Source organism: Streptomyces sp. NPDC020192, assembly GCF_044388685.1.
Lineage (GTDB): Bacteria > Actinomycetota > Actinomycetes > Streptomycetales > Streptomycetaceae > Streptomyces.
This window is the reverse complement of record NZ_JBIRXG010000003.1, coordinates 432,122-449,539: the sequence shown is the minus strand read 5'-3', so window position 1 is coordinate 449,539 and position 17,418 is coordinate 432,122. Positions and strand designations below refer to the sequence as shown.

Genomic DNA, 17,418 nt, shown 5'->3' with positions numbered 1-17,418 from the left:
AGCACTAAGCTACTTTTCCGCAAGATACTTTTGGCTCAGCTACTTTCTGGCGAGCTACTTTCTTGCGGGTGATCAGCGGGCACGCGATACTCGGCCCATGACCGAAGACCGCCCGCAGCACCGGGATCCCGTCGACGCGATCATCGACCAGTGGGCGGCCGTCCGGCCCGACCTCGACACCAGGGCGATGGAGGTCTTCGGGCGGATCTACCGCCTCTCCCGCGCCATGGGCGACCGCATGGAGAAGGCGTACCAGCCGTACGGCATCTCGCGCGGCGAGTTCGACGTGCTGGCGACCCTGCGCCGCTCCGGCGAGCCGTACACCCTCGCGCCGCGCCGGCTCGCGGCCACCCTGATGCTCACCACCGGCGGCATGACCGGGCGCCTCGACAAACTGGAGAAGGCCGGCCTGCTCCGCCGCTCCCCCGACCCCCACGACCGCCGCGGCCTCCAGGTGACCCTCACCGACAAGGGCATGGACATCATCGACCAGGCGGTCGGCGCCGGCCTCGCGGTCCAGACGGAGGCCCTGACCTCCCTCGACGACCAGCAGGCCGACCAACTGGCCGACCTGCTACGGGAGTTGCTGGCGGGGACGCGGGAGGCGGAGCACTAGGCCCAGGGGAGCGGCAGATCCCTGGTGCCCTGCGTACGGACACGTACAGAAAAAACACCGGGGGCGCGCGCCTCACCCCGGTACGGCGGATGCGCGTACCGACGGGAGGGCGGGCGCCCCCGGTGGGAGAACCGGGGTGCGGTCAGGCCTTGGCGCCGGACTTCGCCTTGGCGGCGGCGGGCTTGACGGTCCTGATCTTGGACTTGTCCAGCGCCATGACCAGGCCGGCGATGACGGCGAACAGGGCGAGCGGGATCAGCACGTAGAGGCCCAGCGTCTGGGCGACGCTCAGGGGCTTGCCGGGGTCGTCACCGTCGTCGCGGGTCAGCGCGAGCGCGGGAGACGACATGAGCAGCATCATCAGCGTCGTACCGGCGGCCAGGGCGCCGGCGCGCAGGGCGTTCTTCTTGTCCACGTTCTCAAGTTAGCGAATCGCCCGGAAGGCCGCGCGGCCGGGGTCCCGTACCCGCGACTCACCCGTCCCTGACCTGCGCGAACACGGAGAGCAATGCCCACAGCCGGGGTGACGCCGTCAGTTCCTCCAGCGGCACCGGGCGGCCCTCGCGGTCGGCGATCGGCAGCCGCCAGTTGGGGTACTGGTCCCAGGTGCCCGGCAGGTTCTGCGGGCGCCGGTCGCCCACGCCGTCCGGGAGCCAGACGCCGATCAGCCGGGCCGGGGTGCGCAGCAGGAAGCGGTGCACGGCACGGATCTCCTCCTCCTCGTCGGAGCCGGGCGGTCCGGCCGCCGGCCGGTCCAGCAGGCCCAGGCTGCCGAGCAGGGCGAGCCACTCGGCGGTGTCGGCGTCGGCCTCCGCCCGCTCCTCGGCGGCCGGGCGGGCGAGGAGGCCCAGACGGTCGCGCAGGCCGACGTGGTCGCCGGTGAGACGGGCGGCGGTGGGCGGGAGGTCGTGGGTGGTGGCGGTGGCCAGGCAGTCGGCGCGCCAGCGCTCGGGCGGCAGCGGGCGGCCGTCGCCCTCCCAGTCCCGTTCGAACCACAGCACCGAGGTGCCGAGCACCCCGCGCCGCTGCAGGGTCTCGCGCACGCCCGGCTCGACGGTGCCCAGGTCCTCGCCGATGACGACGGCCCCGGCGCGAGCGGCCTCCAGGGCGAGGATCGCGAGCATGGCGTCGGCGTCGTAACGGACGTACGTGCCCTCCGTGGGCGCGCTGCCCCGTGGCACCCACCACAGCCGGAACAGGCCCATGACGTGGTCGATGCGCAGGGCGCCGGCGTAGCGGAAGAGGGCGCGCAGCAGGTCGCGGTAGGGGGCGAAGCCGCAGGCGGCGAGCCGGTCGGGGCGCCAGGGCGGCAGGCCCCAGTCCTGGCCGCGGGCGTTGAAGGCGTCGGGCGGGGCGCCGACGGACATGCCGGCGGCGAACACGTCCTGCTGCGCCCAGGCGTCGGCGCCCTGCGGATGCACGCCGACGGCGAGGTCGTGCACGATCCCGACCGCCATCCCGGCCTCCGCCGCGACCCGCTGGGCGGTGCGCAGCTGGCCGTCGGTGAGCCAGGCGAGGCGGGTGTGGAACTCGACGCGGTCGGCGAGGTCCGCCCGCGCCCCGGCGGTGGCGGGCGAGCGGGGGTCGCGCAACCCGTCCGGCCAGGTGTGCCAGTCGGAGCCGTGGATCTCGGCGAGGGCGTACCAGGTGGCGTGGTCGGCGAGTGCCTGGCCGTGGGCGGCGCGGAAGGCGTCGTAGGCGGCCCGGCGGCCGGGCCCGAGCGGGACGGCCGCCACGAGTTCCAGGGCCTCGCGCTTCAGCTCCCAGACGGCGTCCCGGTCGATGAGGGCGCCCTTGTCGAGGACGGCGGCACGCAGCCGCCCGGCCCGCTCCAGCACCCCGCCGAGCCGCTCACGGTCCTCGACGTACGCGTACTCGGGAATGTCCTCGATCCGCAGATGCACCGGGTCCGGGAAGCGGCGGGAGGACGGGCGGTACGGGGAGGGGTCGGTGGGGGCGCCCGGTACGGCCGCGTGCAACGGGTTGACCTGTACGAATCCGGCACCCGCCGTACGCCCGGCCCAGCCGGCCAGCTCGGCGAGGTCACCGAGGTCGCCCATGCCCCAGGAGCGGTGCGAGAGCAGGGAGTACAGCTGGACGAGGAGGCCGTGGGCGCGGCCGGCCGGGGTGGGCAGCCGGTCGGGGGCGACGACGAGGTGGGCGCGGCCGGTACGTCCGTCGGGGGCGACGGCGGTCAACCGATGCATGCCGAGCGGGAGTTCACCGATGCCGTACTGCTCCTCCCCCTGCTCGGTCTCGACGGTCAGCCGGGTGCCGGCGGGCAGTGCGGCGAGGGCGGCCGGGGGCGGGGCGCCGGTCCAGTGGACCAGGGTCGGCGGCAGCAGGCGCTCGCGCAGCTCGCGTTCCCGGGCGGCGAGCGCGGCCCGTACCGCGTCCGGTGCGCCCGCGCCGATGTCGACACCGAGGGCGGCCAGCGCGGCGGCCACGGCGGAGGCGGGGACCGGGACGGTACGGCCGGGGGCGGGGCTGTAGGAGGTCGCGACCCCGTACAGCTCGGCGAGCCGGGCCAGCGCGGCCATCTACACCCCCGCGCCGAAGGAGTCCGGGACCGGGTCGGACTCGCTGGTCAGCGGGGCGGCCTCGGCGAGCGGGGGCTCGCTGGTCAGGGGCTCGGCGTCGGGCAGCGGCGGTTCGCTGGTGAGCGGTGCCTGGGTGCAGGCGCTCTCCGCACTGAAGGCGCACACCGGCGCCTCGGGTTTCCACTGAGCCGGGATCGGGAGTCGGGCCGGTGCGGTCACGGGGGTCTCCTTCGTGTTCTGCAGGCCGGTCGCATGGTGCGGCTTTGAACGGGTTACGGCAGGCCTACCCCGCGACGGCGCCCGCACTCTCGACAGCCGCTCGAACGCCGGAGCACGTGAAGGGGCGGCCCGTGATCCGGCGCGGGACCGGTGCTCGACAGAGACGGCGTGAGACTGTTCCGGGTCTGGGCGCAGTGGAGCCTTGCCCTCACCCGCTGCGGTACGGATCCGCTCGCGCGGACAGAGGAGTGACGGGAATGGCGCCGTCGTGGGCCCGTGCCGGAATGGCGCTCGACGAAGGTCTTTCTGGAAGGGGCCGCCCACACGGGGCCCGGACCGTTCGGCTGAGCACGTCATGCCGTCCGGGCCGCATGTCCACGACATGCGGCCCGGCGAGGCGCGGGCATACGCAGAGGCCCGGATCTAGGCAGAGATGCCGTCGATCCGGGCCAGAGCATCGTCCGCGCCGTACGGCTGCAAGTAGGGCAGCCAGCGCGGGTCCCTATGGCCGGTGCCGATGATGCGCCAGGCCAGGCCGGTCGGCGGAGCCGGTTTGTGGCGCAGGCGCCAGCCCAGCTCCACGAGGTGGCGGTCGGCCTTGACGTGGTTGCAGCGACGGCAGGACGCCACCACGTTGTCCCAGACGTGCTTGCCCCCGCGGCTGCGCGGGATGACGTGGTCGACGCTGGTTGCGACGCCACCGCAGTACATGCACCGGCCCCCGTCGCGGGCGAAGAGCGCACGGCGGGTGAGAGGAACGGGCCCCCGGTAGGGAACCCGTACGAATCGCTTGAGCCGGACCACGCTGGGTGCGGGGACTGTGACGGTCGCGCTGTGCATATAGGCGCCGGATTCCTCGAGGGAGACTGCCTTGTTCTCCAGGACGAGGATGAGCGCGCGGCGGAGCGGTACGACGCCGAGCGGCTCGTACGACGCGTTGAGGACCAGGACATGCGGCACGGGTGCCTCCTTGGGCGTCGGCGGCGCGTGGCTCGCGCCGGGACGATCTGCAGTCAGTCTCCCCTCATGCCTGGTGAACGCGCCACCATGTCCCGGTAACGGGCTGGGAGTGTTTTCGACCACATCCCATACATCCCCCGGAACACGGCCTGTTCAAGCCAGGGTGAGTCCCGTCTCTCCTTCGCCGCTCCTCGGCGGATCCGCCCGGGGCACACGCGATGCCCCGTTAGTGTGGTGGTCATGTCCGTCCGGTGATCTTTTCGTGACCCCCGCCGGTACGGGACCCGCAGCACAGGAGGTACCTGCCGTGTCGTCCTTGCCCGTCGTCCTGCTGGCCGCCGGTGCGTCGCCGACCCCGAATCCGTCGCCCTCGGGCTCCACGGAGCCGGCCGTGCCGTCGCTCCAGGACGCCCAGCAGAGCGCGACGAACGCGGCGAGCTGGGTCGAGCAGAACTGGTCGACCTGGCTCGCGATGGGTCTGCAGATCCTGCTGATCATCGTGATCGCGGTCGCCCTCAGAGCGATGGTGCGGCGGGCGATCACCAAGCTGATCGAGCGGATGGGCCGCACCGCGGAGGCCGTGGACGGCACCGCGCTGGGCGGGCTGCTGGTCAACGCCGAGCGGCGGCGGCAGCGGTCGGCGGCGATAGGTTCCGTACTGCGCTCGGTGGCGAGCTTCCTGATCATGGGTACGGCGGCGCTGATGGTGCTGTCCACCTTCAAGATCAACCTGGCGCCGCTGCTGGCGTCGGCCGGGGTGGCCGGTGTGGCGATCGGTTTCGGCGCGCGGAACCTGGTCACGGACTTCCTGTCCGGCGTGTTCATGATCCTGGAGGACCAGTACGGCGTCGGTGACGTGATCGACGCGGGTGTGGCGACCGGCGAGGTCATCGAGGTCGGGCTGCGCGTGACCAAGCTGCGCGGTGCGGACGGTGAGATCTGGTACGTCCGCAACGGCGAGGTCAAGCGGATCGGCAACCTCTCGCAGGGCTGGGCGACGGCCGGGGTCGATGTGACCGTGCGCTCCGGTGAGGACCTGGACAAGGTCAAGGAGACCCTGGACGTGGTCGCCGAGCACATGAGCAAGCAAGAGCCCTGGAACGAGCTGCTGTGGGGCCCGATCGAGGTCCTCGGCCTGGACTCGATGCTGATCGACTCCATGGTGGTGCGGGTCTCGGCGAAGACGATGCCGGGCAAGTCGGTGTCGGTCGAGCGGGAGCTGCGCTGGCGGATCAAGCGGGCCTTCGACGCGGCGCACATCCGCATCGTGGGCGGCGACCCGACGGCCACGGAGGACCCGGACACCCCGGACCCGACCTCCGCGGTGGCGGCCCCGTCGGCCTTCTCCAACGCGGACTCCGCGCAGGCGAAGGCCACGACGCCGATTCCGCCGCAGTCGCCCACGGATACGGGCAAGTAGCCGAGCAGCGAGCGGAACGGTTCAGCACGCTCGTTCGAGTGAACAGATGGGGCATTCCGGCGCGAGGGCGCGTGGGGTGCCCCATCGTTCTGCGCGTGAGCATCGACCGTCCTGTCGAACTGGACCTCATGGCACGCATGGAACCCGTCCGGCTCCTGGCAGCGTACGAGGAGGTCTCGCCCATGCCCGTGTGGCCCGAGTTCCTCGAGGGTCAGGCCTGCATTCCGCAGTCACCGCCCGATCACGGGCACAGCGAGGCGGTCATGAGCCTGTTCCTCCAGTTCCGCTCTGCAGCGGTCCCGCACGTCGGCACGGGCAACGGCTACCGGTGCACCGACAGGACCGGAGCCACCACAGCGCTGCTCATCCCCGACCTGTACGTAAAGCGCCGCAAGCCGACCCGTGCGGATGAGGCGCACTACACCGCGCATCCGGGCTGGTACCCCATCGCCATGCTCGCCCTCGTCGGCGAAGTCACCTCCACCAACCACGAGACCGACACCGGCCCCAAGTTCCGCACCTACGCCGCCGGCATCCCCCTCTACGTCCTCATCGACCGCCACTCCAAAACGGCCCACTGCTACACCGACCCCGTCCTCCCCGGCGACGACCCCACCGAGGCCTACTACGCCACCGACACCAAAGTCACCCTCGGCGACCCCCTCCTGCTCCCGTCCCCCTACCCCACCCTCGACACCGCCCCCTTCGTCACCGGCTGACCGCTCACGCCACCCTCTGCCGCCGCGCCGCGAGGAGGGCGATGTCGTCGTCGCAGATGCCGCTGGTCAGCTGGGCCAGGACGGTGTCGAGCAGGTTCTCCAGCGAGTCGTCCGCCGACAGGCCCAGCTCGGTGAGGGCGCGCACGGAGTCGTCGATGTCCACGCCGCGTTGTTCCACCAGACCGTCGGTGTAGAGCAGCAGCACGGAGCCGGGCTCGAATGCGAACGTTGTCATCTCGTAGTCGCCGAGTTCCGTGCCGATGGGAGGCCCGGCCGGGAGGTGCATCAGGCCGGTGCTGCCGTTCGGGCGGATGACGAGGGGCGGCAGATGTCCGGCCGTGGCCGCGGTGCAGGTACCGGCCCCGGTGTCCAGGAGGACGAGCAGGCAGGTGGCGACACGGTCGAGGCCGATGCGTGCCGCCGTGCGGTCCGCCTCGGCGAGCATGGCGTCCACGGGCAGTCCGGCGGCGGCGACGGTGCGCAGGACGGAGCGGTAGTGGCTCATGGCCACCGCGGCCTGGAAGCCGTGCCCCATCACGTCGCCCATGACCAGCAGGGTGCGGCAGTCCGGGAGCGCGATGGAGTCGTACCAGTCGCCGCCGACGAGGACGCTGCGGCCGGACGGCAGATAGCGGGTGGCCACCTCGACGGTGGGGTGCGGACGGTCGGGTTCGGACAGCAGGGCCCGCTGGAGTTCCAGCGTCATCGCGTGCTCCTGGCTGTACCGGTGGGCGCTGTCGATGGAGACGGCGGCCCGTGCGGCCACTCCCTGGGCGGTCAGGACGTCGTCCTCGCTGAAGGGCGGTGACGCCCCGACGCGCATCAGCCAGACGATGCCGACGCAGCGTCCCGCCGTGGGCAGGGGAACGAGCAGCACCGAATGGACGCCGGCCGTGTGGAAGAGCCGTACCCGCTCGGGATGGACGATGATCTTCTGGAGGGTCTCGTCGGAGGCCAGGTTGCCCAGCCACGGCCGGCCGCTGTCGATGCAGCGCCGGGGCACCGAGTCGCGCGGGAAGTCCGCGTACGACTCCGCGCCGCCGAGTTCGCGCAGGGGCCGGAGGGTCTCGGGCGGTCCCGAGAGCTTCATCTTGCGCAGCCGAAGGATGCCGGGAGGCGGCGGGGGCACGCCGAAGAACTCCTCCTCCACGATCGCCACCCCGGCCACGTCCGCCAGGGCGGGCGCGAGGAAGTCGCCCAGCTCGGTGCAGGTGGCCTGCACGTCGAGGGTGGTGCCGACCCGGGTGGCGGCGGCATCCAGCAGGGCGAGCCGCTGGTGGGCGTTCTCCAGGTCGTCCAGGTACTGGCGCAGATTGCTGACCTCGACGGATATCCCGCACACCCCGACGACGCGGCCCTGCGCCTCGAGCCGGTGGAAGACCGCGCGCCAGAGTCTGCTGCCTACGGGCGAGGGGACGCGTGTGGTGCCGTTCAGGGTCACTTCCCTGGGCTGCCCGTCGGCGAGCACCTCGATCAGCACGTCGTCGGGCGCCTGTACGTCCGGCAGCACCTCTCCGATTGTCCTGCCGAGGAACATGTCGGCGGGGACCCCGGTGACCTGGGCCCAGGCCGGGTTGACGTAGAGGTAGCGCAGGCGACGGTCCAGGATGACCACGGGTGCGGAGGTGCCTTCGATGATCCCCCGCAGAAACCCGCACTCACAGGGCGCCGGACCGCCGTCGGCCGCCAGTGCCAGCGTGGCGGCCTCCCCGCTGTGCGGCGCCTGGGCCCGGGCCTGGGGAAAGAGCCACGACGGCGGGAGTTGTTCAGCGTTCACCGGCTTCTCCTGCTGTAGCGGCGAGGTCGGCCTCCTTCCCATCGTGGCGGGGCGGCAGATTCGACGCATCTTGGCCGACCAGCCGCACGATCTGGCACAGCGCGACGAACGCGCTCGCCCCGCGCAGGCCCGGGCGGCCCATCAGAGCCTTGTCGGCCTCCAGGCGGAGGCAGCCCTCTCCCGAGGTCTCGTCGAAGGTCACGGAGCCCATGACGGACCGCCGCCCCCGGAACGGGCGCCAGCGGAAGTGGAGTTGGTCGCCGCTCACCACGTCCCACGCCCGGTCGGACGTGGACAGGCCGGACCTCAGGCGCACGGCCCGGTCGGACGGGACGGTGTGTTCCTGGGTGGGCGCGAGGGCCTGTGCCGTGACCGGGATGCCGGTGCCGCGCGCCCGGCGGAGCAGGGTGCCATGGACATAGAGGGCGAGGAGGAGGCTGACGAAGGCCGTGACGAAGGGCTGCAGGGCGACCTCGCCGGCCGTCGCCCAGGACAGTCCGTCGTTCACCACGATCTTCAGGGGCATCAGCACCATCAGCGGCAGGAAGCCGGCCATCGTCGCCAGCCACAGCTTCCCCAGCAGTCTTCGGTCGAACACGGTGTGAATCTACGGCCCCGGCGCCCCGTACCGGCACGCGCCCAGGTAACGACTCCGTCTCCTCGGGTGCGTTGTCTATTGACGCCCCCTTCGTCCTGGGCTTACGTTCCTCCCACCCCAATAGGAAAGTTTCCTAACAGTGGTCTCCCGGCCGCCCAGCGATCAAGGCTGGACGTCCGGCCAGGTCGCTGAGAAGCTGGGCGGCTGGAAAGGCAGGTGTCGACGCCATGGCAGGAACCGCCGGTACGCCGGGCACCCCGCGCGTCCTGCGCGCCATGAACGACCGCGCCGCCCTGGACCTCCTGCTGGAGCACGGGCCGCTGTCGCGCACCCGGATCGGCAAGCTCACCGGCCTGTCCAAGCCCACCGCCTCCCAGTTGCTGGCCCGGCTGGAGGCGGCCGGACTGGTCCGGGTCACCGGCACCAGCGAGGGCCGTCCGGGCCCCAACGCCCAGCTGTACGCGGTCAACCCCGCTGCCGCCTACGCCGCCGGGCTCGACGTCGCCCCGCACCGCATCCGCGCCGCCGTCGCCGACCTCACCGGCCGGACCGTGGGCGAGTACGAGCTGCCCACCCCCGGTCGGCATCCCGCGCAGCCCGTCGTCCGGCAGGTCACCGACGCCCTCGACGGGGCCGTGAAGGCGGCCGGGCTCGCGCGGTCCGACGTACACCGGCTCGTCATCGGGACCCCCGGCGCCTTCGACCCGAACACCGGGCGGCTGCGCTACGCCTCCCACCTGCCCGGCTGGCACTCCCCCACCCTCCTGGACGAACTCGCCGCCGCCCTGCCGATGCCGGTGGAGTACGAGAACGACGTCAACCTCGTCGCCCTCGCCGAACAGCGGCTCGGCGCCGCCAAGGGCCACGGCGACTTCGTCCTGCTGTGGAGCGAGGGAGGACTCGGCGCCGCCCTGGTCCTGGGCGGCCGGCTGCACCGGGGCTGGACCGGCGGCGCCGGCGAGGTCGGCTTCCTGCCGGTGCCGGGCACGCCCCTGGTGCGCCAGGTGACCAAGGCCAACAGCGGCGGCTACCAGGAGCTGGCCGGCTCCCAGGCCGTACCGAAGCTGGCCCGGGAACTCGGCATCACCGACCTCCCCTCGGGGCCGTACGCCGAGGTCGCCGCCGAACTCGTCGCCCGCGCCGCCGATCACGCCTCCGGCCCCTACCGGGAGCTGCTGCAGGCCTACGCGACCCGGCTGGCCACCGGTCTCGCCTCGCTCGTCTCCGTCCTCGACCCCGAACTCGTCGTCCTCAGCGGCTCCGCCCTGACCGCCGGCGGCGAGGTGCTGCGCGGCCTCGTCCAGGCCGAGCTGGAGGAGCTGGCGGCGGCCCGGCCCCGGCTGGTCGTCGGCGACGTCCACGAACACCCCGTCCTGCGCGGCGCGCTCGAGTCCGCGCTGGTCACCACCCGCGACGAGGTCTTCGACACCTCGCGCTAGCCAGAGCGCCCCCCACTCCTCTTTCACCGACCCCGTCCCCCTGGGAGACCTCGCCATGCCCGAAGTCATACCCTCGGCTGTCCGAAAGACGGCTTTTGCCCTCACTGCCTCCCTCGCCCTGCTCGCCACCGCCTGTACGGGCCAGTCCGGCTCCGGCGCCACGGACGACGCCTCGAAGGACACGACGATCAACTTCTGGCACGCCTGGAGCGCGCAGAACGAGGTGCGGGCGGTCAAGAAGCTCATCGCCGGCTTCGAGAAGGCGCACCCCAACATCCACGTGCACATCGTCGGCGACATGACCGACGACAAGATCAACCAGGCGCTGCGGTCCGGCGGCAGCGACGCCCCGGACGTCATCTCCTCCTTCACCACCAACAACGTGGGCAAGTTCTGCTCCTCGGGCGCGCTGGTCGATCTCAACCCCTTCTTCAAGAAGTCCGGGATCGATCCCGACACGACCTTCCCGAAGACGATGAACGAGTACACCCAGTTCGAGGGCAACCGCTGCACGGTGCCCCTGCTGGGAGACGCGTACGGGCTCTACTACAACAAGACCGCCTTCAGGAAGGCCGGTATCGCCAACCCGCCCAAGACCTGGTCCGAGTTCGAGGCCGACGCCAAGAAGCTGACCGTTCCCGACGGGGACTCGTACAAACAGCTCGGGTTCATGCCGGATTACCACGGCTGGGAATCCACCACCGAGCACTACTTCGCGCAGTTCTCGCCGACGTACTTCGACAAGGACGGCACGTCGAACCTCGCCAAGGACCCCGCCTTCGAAAAGGGGTTCAGCCTGCAGAAGCGGCTCGTGGACGAACTCGGCGGATTCCAGAAGCTGGAGAAGTTCCGCGCCACGCTCGGTGACGAATGGGGTCCGAAGCACCCCTTCCACACCGGCCAGGTCGCCATGCAGCTCGACGGCGAGTGGCGGCTCGGCATGGCCCTGGCCGCCAAGCCCACCTTCGACATCGGCGTCGCCCCGCTGCCCGTGCCCGACGACCAGGCCGCCCAGTACGGCAAGGGCTACATCACCGGCACCATCGCGGGCATCGCCGCCGCCGGCCACAAGCAGAACGCGGCCTGGGAACTGGTGAAGTACATGACCACCGACACGGACGCGGTGGTCGGCTTCTCCAACGACCTGCACAACGTGCCGTCCACGCTCGCCGCGCTGAAGTCCCCGAAGCTGACCTACGACCCCCGCTTCAAGACCTTCCTGGACATCGCCGCCAACCCGAACTCCGCCACCAGCCCCGCCTCCATCAACGGCGGCCAGTACCTGGTGACGATCCAGCAGTTCGGCTACGACTACGAGAGCGGCAAGGTCACCGATCTGACGTCCGGCCTGAAGAAGACGGCCGCGCAGATCGACACCGACATCGCGCAGGCGAAGTAGCCCATGAGTACGGTCACGCTCGCCCCGAAGCGCCGCAGGGCCGGCCTCGCTGCGAAGCAGCGGAAACAAGCACTGCGTACGGCCGCCTTCATGTCGCCCTGGCTGATCGGCTTCGCGGTCTTCTTCGCGTACCCGCTGATCTCGACGGTCTACTTCTCCTTCATGCACTACGACGGCTTCAGGCCGCCGACGTGGAGCGGGGGCAAGAACTGGACCTACGTCTTCGAGCACTACCCCCTCTTCTGGCCCGCCCTGCGCAACACCCTGTGGCTGGTCGTGGTGATGGTGACCCTCCGGGTGGTCTTCGGCCTCGGCATCGGGCTGCTCATCACCAAGATCAAGACGGGTACGGGTGTCTTCCGCACCCTCTTCTACCTGCCGTACCTGGCCCCGCCGGTCGCCGCCACCATGGCCTTCGCCTTTCTACTCAACCCCGGTACCGGGCCGGTCAACTCGATCCTGGAGAAGATCGGCATCCCGGCCCCGGGCTGGTTCAACGACCCCACCTGGTCCAAGCCGGCCCTGACCCTGCTCGCGCTGTGGGGCGTCGGCGACCTGATGGTCATCTTCATGGCCGCGCTGCTCGACGTACCGGTGGAGCAGTACGAGGCGGCCGAGCTGGACGGCGCGTCGGCGTGGCAGCGCTTCCGGTACGTCACGCTGCCGAACATCTCGCCGATCGTGATGTTCGCCGTCGTCACGGGGGTCATCCAGACGATGCAGTACTACACCCAGCCGCTGATCGCCGGGAAGGTCGCCTCGGGCGTGATCCAGGGCGCAGGCACCCAGTTCGAGCCCGGCTACCCCGACAAGTCCACGCTCACCCTCCCCCAGCTCGTCTACAACCTCGGCTTCCAGCGCTTCGACTACGGCTCCGCGTGTGTCGTCGCCCTCGTCCTCTTCGCCCTGTCGATGGTGTTCACCGCGTTCCTGATGCGGCGCCGGGGCGGTCTCATCCAGGCAGGTGACTGACCATGACCCAAGTCCTCGACAAACTGGTCGAGTTGAGGCCGCGAGTGTCGGCCGCCGAGCGCACCGCCCGCCGCAGAGCACTGCTCGAATGGGTGGCGGTGCACTCCCTCGGCATCGCCGCCGCGCTGTTCTTCACGCTGCCCTTCGTGTTCGTGCTCCTCACCTCGCTGATGAGCGACAGCCAGGCCCTGAGCCGGGATCTGGTCCCGCACACGTGGGAGTGGGGCAACTACCGGAAGGTCTTCGACACGCCGGGCTTTCTGACGTGGTGGAAGAACACCCTGATCTACGCCGGCCTCGGCACGGTGCTGACCGTCGTCTCGTCGATCCCGGTGGCGTACGCGCTCGCCAAGTTCCGCTTCCGGGGCCGCAATCTGTCGCTGATGCTGGTCATCTCGATGATGATGCTGCCTCCGCAGGTGGTCATCATCCCGATGTACCTGTTCTGGGCGAAGCAGCTGGATCTGTCCGGCACGCTGTGGCCGTTGATCATCCCGATGGCGTTCGGTGACGCGTTCTCCATCTTCCTGCTGCGCCAGTTCCTGATGACGATCCCGAACGAGTACCTGGACGCGGCGAAGGTCGACGGCTGCGGGGACTTCAGGACACTGATCAGGGTGGTCCTGCCGATGGCCAGGCCGGGCATCTCCGCCGTGGCCCTCTTCCAGTTCTTCTACGCCTGGAACGACTACTTCGGCCCGCAGATCTACGCGTCCGAGAACCCCGGCGCCTGGACCCTGTCCTACGGCCTGGAGTCCTTCAAGGGCGCCCACCACACCGACTGGAACCTCACCATGGCCGCGACCGTGCTGGTCATGGCGCCCGTGATCCTCGTGTTCTTCTTCGCCCAGAAGGCGTTCGTCGAGGGCGTCACGCTCACCGGAGTGAAGGGTTAATCCCGATATGAAACTCACCGTGGTCGGCGGCGGCTCGACCTACACCCCCGAACTCATCGACGGCTTCGCACGCCTCAGGGACACCCTGCCCATCGAGGAACTGGTGCTGGTGGACCCGGCGGCCGAGCGCCTCGAACCGGTCGGCGGCCTGGCCCGCCGGATCTTCGCCAAGCAGGGCCACGACGGCCGTATCGTCACCACCTCCGACCTGGACGCGGGCGTCGACGGCGCCGACGCCGTGCTGCTCCAGTTGCGGATCGGCGGCCAGGCGGCCCGCGAGCAGGACGAGACCTGGCCGCTGGAGTGCGGCTGCGTCGGCCAGGAGACGACCGGCGCGGGCGGCCTGGCCAAGGCCCTGCGCACGGTCCCGGTGGTGCTGGACATCGCCGAACGGGTCCGCCGTACCAACCCGCGCGCGTGGATCATCGACTTCACCAACCCGGTCGGCATCGTCACCCGCGCCCTGCTCCAGGCCGGGCACCGGGCGGTCGGGCTGTGCAACGTGGCGATCGGCTTCCAGCGGAAGTTCGCGGCCCTGCTCGGCGTGGCTCCGGCGGACGTCCATCTCGGCCATGTCGGGCTCAACCACCTCACCTGGGAGACGGGCGTCCGGCTGGGCGGCCCGGAGGGCGAGAACGTGCTGCCCAAGCTGCTGGCCGAGCACGGCACGGCGATCGCCGACGACGTCCGCCTGCCCCGCCCCCTGCTGGACCGACTCGGCGTGGTCCCCTCCTACTACCTGCGCTACTACTACGCCCACGACGAGGTCGTACGAGAGCTGCGTACGAAGCCGTCCCGGGCGTCCGAAGTGGCGGCGATGGAGCGCGAGTTGCTGACGATGTACGGCGACCCGGCGCTGGACGAGAAGCCCGCGCTCCTCGCCAGACGCGGCGGTGCCTTCTACTCGGAGGCGGCCGTGGACCTGGCGGCGGCCCTGCTGGGCGGAGGGGGCAGCCCGTACCAGGTGGTGAACACGGTCAACAAGGGCACGCTGCCGTTCCTGCCCGACGACGCGGTGATCGAGGTCCAGGCGGCGGTGGGACCGACAGGCCCCGTTCCCTTGCCTGTCGGTGACGTGGATCCCCTCTTCTCGGGTCTGGTCGCGAACGTGACGGCGTACGAGGAGCTGGCCCTGGAGGCGGCGCTGCGCGGCGGCCGGGACCGGGTCTTCCGCGCGCTGCTCTCCCACCCCCTGATCGGCCAGTACGCGTACGCCGAACGCCTCACCGACCAGCTGATCGCACACAACCGGGAGCACCTCGCGTGGGCCTGACCTCACCTGTTCCCGCAGGGGTGCTCGCCATCGACGCGGGCAACAGCAAGACCGACGTGGCCGTGGTCACCACCACCGGGGAGGTCCTGGCCACGGCTCGCGGCGGCGGCTTCCGCCCGCCCGTGGTGGGGGTGCCGGCGGCGCTGGACGCGCTGGCCGACCCGGTCGCGCGGGCCTTCGCCGACGCGGGCGTGGCCTCCGTCGCGCATGTCTCGGCCTGCCTCGCCAACGCCGATCTCCCGGTGGAGGAGGAGCAGTTGGCGACCGCGCTGCACGCGCGCGCGTGGGGAACGTCGGTGGAGGTCCGCAACGACACCTTCGCGATCCTGCGGGCGGGCGTGGCCGAGCCACGGGGAGTGGCCGTGGTGTGCGGCGCGGGCATCAACTGCGTCGGCATGCGCCCCGACGGCCGTACCGCCCGCTTCCCGGCCCTCGGGCAGATCTCCGGGGACTGGGGCGGGGGTTGGGCCCTGGCCGGGGAGGCGCTGTGGCACGCGGCCCGCGCGGAGGACGGCCGGGGCGGGCCGACGGCCCTGGCCCGCACCCTTCCCGGCCACTTCGGCCTGCCGACCATGTACGCACTGATCGAGGCCCTGCACCTGGACCACATCGACCACGACCGCCGGCACGAACTGACGCCGGTCCTGTTCGCGACGGCCGCCGAGGGCGACCCGGCGGCCCGCGCGATCGTCGCCCGGCTCGCCGAGGAGGTGACGGCGATGGCCACGGTGGCCCTGACGCACCTGGACCTCCTCACCGAGCAGACGCCGGTCCTCCTCGGCGGCAGCGTCCTGACGGCCGGTCACGCCCTCCTCGACGACGCCGTCCGCGACCTGCTCTCCGCCCGCGCCCCCAAGGCCGAGGTCCGGGTGGTCACGGCAAGCCCGGTCCTGGGCGCGGCCCTGCTGGGGCTGGACCGGCTGGGGGCGGGGGCTGAGGCGCAGGAGCGGGCGCGGGGGTACTGGGAGCGGTAGCACAGCCGCTGGGGAACCGAACAGCTGCACAGGGCGTATTCATGGGGGGCGCACCCCACGATTCATGTGGGGCACACTGCGATCCAATCAAGATCCAGTGAAGGCCGGTGCGGATGCCGGTGCGGGCCGCGATACTGGGCGGCGACGTAAGGACCCTGGGGGAGGTCGAGTGACACACCCGCCGAGAAGCAGTACGGCACCGCCACCGGCGGGCCCCGGCATGCCCGCCGCCCCCGCCGCTCCCGGCATTCCCCCGCAGCCCGGCCGTCCCGCACCCGCGCCCGGCGCGCCCGCCCGGCGCACCGCCTTCGCCGAGGGTGTCGACCGGCTGAAGGCCGCGGCCACCACCGAGCCGGGCCGGCTGCGGATCATCGGCGCCGTACTGGCGCTGCTGGTCGTGGCGTTCGGGGCGGCCGCCGCCTGGCAGGCCGACGCACGCTCGGCCGCCGCCGACGACGTGCTGCACCGCAGCCAGCCGCTCAGTTCCGGCGCGGCCGACATCTACCGTTCGCTCGCCGACGCCAACACGGCCGCCTCCAGCGGGTTCCTGGCGGGAGGGCAGGAGACGGCCGCCTCCCGCGACCGGTACGAGAAGGACATCCGTACGGCTGCCGCGGGCCTGGTGACGGCCGCCGCCAACGCCGAGCCGGGATCGGCCTCCGAGGCGGCCATCGCCAAGCTGAACACGCTGCTGCCCGAGTACAAGGGGCTGGTGGAGCGGGCCCGGACCTACAACCGGCAGGGCTATCCGGTCGGCGGCGCCTATCTGCGCTACGCCAACGAGAAGATGCAGAAGGAGATGCTCCCGGCGGCGGAGGATCTCTACACCACGGAGAACGGCCGGCTCGACGCCGACTACGGCGACGCCACGCCGTACCCCTGGATCGCGATCGGGCTCGGCGTGCTCGCGCTGGCCGGGCTCGGCTGGGCCCAGCACCGCACCTACCGGCGCACCAACCGCGTCCTCAACCACGGCCTGGTCGCCGCCTCCGCCGCCACCACGGTCGCCCTGCTGTGGCTGGTCGTCGGGCACGCGGTGGCCCGCACGGAGCTGAACGGCTCCTACGACCACGGCGTCCGCTCGCTGACCGTGCTGCACGACGCCCGGATCGCCTCCCTGAAGGCGCGCGGCAACGAGAACCTGAGCCTGGTGGCGCGCGGCGCCGAGACGGTCACGGTCGACGGGCAGACGTACGACGCCTACTACTACGACTTCGACAAGGACATGACCAACCTCGGCACGAGCCTGACCCGGGCGAGCAAGCTCGCCGACGACGGCGGCGGCAGTACCCCGGTGAAGGCGGCCGAGAGCAACATGGCGGTGTGGAAGCAGCGGCACACCGCCGCCCGCACCGAGGACGAGAACGGCAACTACCAGCAGGCGCTGGACAAGGTCATCGGCGCCAAGGACAGCACCGGCGAGTGCTTCGACGGCGTCGACCGCGCTCTCGCCCAGGCGATCGGGCACGAGCAGGACGAGTTCGCGCGGGCCGCCGGTGACGGGCGGGACGCGCTGGCCGGGCTGCCGGCGGGCGCGGCCGTGCTCGCGGTGCTCGGCGCGGCCGGTGCGGTGGCCGGTATCGGGCGCAGACTCTCGGAGTACCGGTGACAGGGGG

The 17,418-nt window shown here is 71.4% G+C and carries 16 protein-coding genes; 10 read left to right on the top strand and 6 right to left on the bottom strand.

Going from position 1 to position 17,418, the window contains the following annotated elements:
* The first annotated feature begins 97 nt into the window (after nucleotides 1-97).
* The gene (locus ACH47Z_RS09185) at nucleotides 98-616 is read left to right on the top strand and encodes a MarR family winged helix-turn-helix transcriptional regulator (protein ID WP_399072172.1); all 519 of its coding nucleotides are present in this window, start codon (nucleotides 98-100) and stop codon (nucleotides 614-616) included.
* Nucleotides 617-758: 142 nt separating this feature from the next.
* Here the strand turns inward: ACH47Z_RS09185 and ACH47Z_RS09180 are convergent, their stop codons facing one another.
* The 4 genes from ACH47Z_RS09180 to ACH47Z_RS09165 form a co-directional block, all read right to left on the bottom strand.
* A complete protein-coding gene (locus ACH47Z_RS09180) occupies nucleotides 759-1,031 on the bottom strand; it encodes a hypothetical protein (RefSeq protein ID WP_399072170.1) in 273 nt (90 codons plus the stop codon).
* 58 nt (nucleotides 1,032-1,089) lie between these two features.
* On the bottom strand, nucleotides 1,090-3,156 hold the full coding sequence (gene malQ, locus ACH47Z_RS09175) for a 4-alpha-glucanotransferase (protein WP_399072168.1): 2,067 nt from the start codon (nucleotides 3,154-3,156) through the stop codon (nucleotides 1,090-1,092).
* A complete protein-coding gene (locus ACH47Z_RS09170; RefSeq protein ID WP_399072353.1) occupies nucleotides 3,157-3,375 on the bottom strand; it encodes a hypothetical protein in 219 nt (72 codons plus the stop codon).
* 423 nt (nucleotides 3,376-3,798) lie between these two features.
* Nucleotides 3,799-4,335 carry an HNH endonuclease gene (locus tag ACH47Z_RS09165; protein WP_071377809.1) on the bottom strand — a complete coding sequence of 179 codons (537 nt, stop codon included), beginning with the start codon at nucleotides 4,333-4,335 and terminating at the stop codon, nucleotides 3,799-3,801.
* Nucleotides 4,336-4,642: 307 nt separating this feature from the next.
* On the opposite strand from ACH47Z_RS09165, the gene ACH47Z_RS09160 reads away from it, so the two are divergent.
* A complete protein-coding gene (locus tag ACH47Z_RS09160) occupies nucleotides 4,643-5,755 on the top strand; it encodes a mechanosensitive ion channel family protein (protein WP_399072165.1) in 1,113 nt (370 codons plus the stop codon).
* A 95-nt stretch (nucleotides 5,756-5,850) separates the two neighbouring features.
* Nucleotides 5,851-6,474, top strand: coding sequence for a Uma2 family endonuclease (locus ACH47Z_RS09155; protein ID WP_399072163.1), 624 nt, complete (start codon nucleotides 5,851-5,853; stop codon nucleotides 6,472-6,474).
* A gap of 4 nt (nucleotides 6,475-6,478) precedes the next feature.
* Here the strand turns inward: ACH47Z_RS09155 and ACH47Z_RS09150 are convergent, their stop codons facing one another.
* Nucleotides 6,479-8,251: a SpoIIE family protein phosphatase gene (locus ACH47Z_RS09150; protein ID WP_399072161.1), complete on the bottom strand. Its 1,773-nt coding sequence runs from the start codon at nucleotides 8,249-8,251 to the stop codon at nucleotides 6,479-6,481.
* Nucleotides 8,241-8,849: a hypothetical protein gene (locus ACH47Z_RS09145; RefSeq protein WP_399072159.1), complete on the bottom strand. Its 609-nt coding sequence runs from the start codon at nucleotides 8,847-8,849 to the stop codon at nucleotides 8,241-8,243. Before ACH47Z_RS09145 ends, ACH47Z_RS09150 begins: the two co-directional genes overlap by 11 nt.
* A 227-nt stretch (nucleotides 8,850-9,076) precedes the next feature.
* Here ACH47Z_RS09145 and ACH47Z_RS09140 point away from each other — a divergent pair, with 227 nt between their 5' ends.
* The 7 genes from ACH47Z_RS09140 (at nucleotide 9,077) to ACH47Z_RS09110 (ending at nucleotide 17,411) form a co-directional block, all read left to right on the top strand.
* Nucleotides 9,077-10,288, top strand: coding sequence for an ROK family protein (locus tag ACH47Z_RS09140; RefSeq protein ID WP_399072157.1), 1,212 nt, complete (start codon nucleotides 9,077-9,079; stop codon nucleotides 10,286-10,288).
* Between the two features lie 55 nt (nucleotides 10,289-10,343).
* Entirely contained in the window at nucleotides 10,344-11,687 is a 1,344-nt protein-coding gene (locus ACH47Z_RS09135) for an ABC transporter substrate-binding protein (protein WP_399072154.1), read from the top strand.
* 3 nt (nucleotides 11,688-11,690) lie between these two features.
* Nucleotides 11,691-12,659: a carbohydrate ABC transporter permease gene (locus tag ACH47Z_RS09130; protein ID WP_399072152.1), complete on the top strand. Its 969-nt coding sequence runs from the start codon at nucleotides 11,691-11,693 to the stop codon at nucleotides 12,657-12,659.
* 2 nt (nucleotides 12,660-12,661) lie between these two features.
* A complete protein-coding gene (locus ACH47Z_RS09125) occupies nucleotides 12,662-13,555 on the top strand; it encodes a carbohydrate ABC transporter permease (RefSeq protein ID WP_399072150.1) in 894 nt (297 codons plus the stop codon).
* A 7-nt stretch (nucleotides 13,556-13,562) separates the two neighbouring features.
* Nucleotides 13,563-14,828, top strand: a complete 1,266-nt coding sequence (locus ACH47Z_RS09120) for a 6-phospho-beta-glucosidase (protein WP_399072148.1) — start codon at nucleotides 13,563-13,565, stop codon at nucleotides 14,826-14,828.
* A complete protein-coding gene (locus ACH47Z_RS09115; RefSeq protein WP_399072145.1) occupies nucleotides 14,819-15,802 on the top strand; it encodes an N-acetylglucosamine kinase in 984 nt (327 codons plus the stop codon). Before ACH47Z_RS09120 ends, ACH47Z_RS09115 begins: the two co-directional genes overlap by 10 nt.
* Before the next feature lie 220 nt (nucleotides 15,803-16,022).
* Nucleotides 16,023-17,411: a hypothetical protein gene (locus tag ACH47Z_RS09110; protein ID WP_399072143.1), complete on the top strand. Its 1,389-nt coding sequence runs from the start codon at nucleotides 16,023-16,025 to the stop codon at nucleotides 17,409-17,411.
* Nucleotides 17,412-17,418 lie beyond the last annotated feature (7 nt).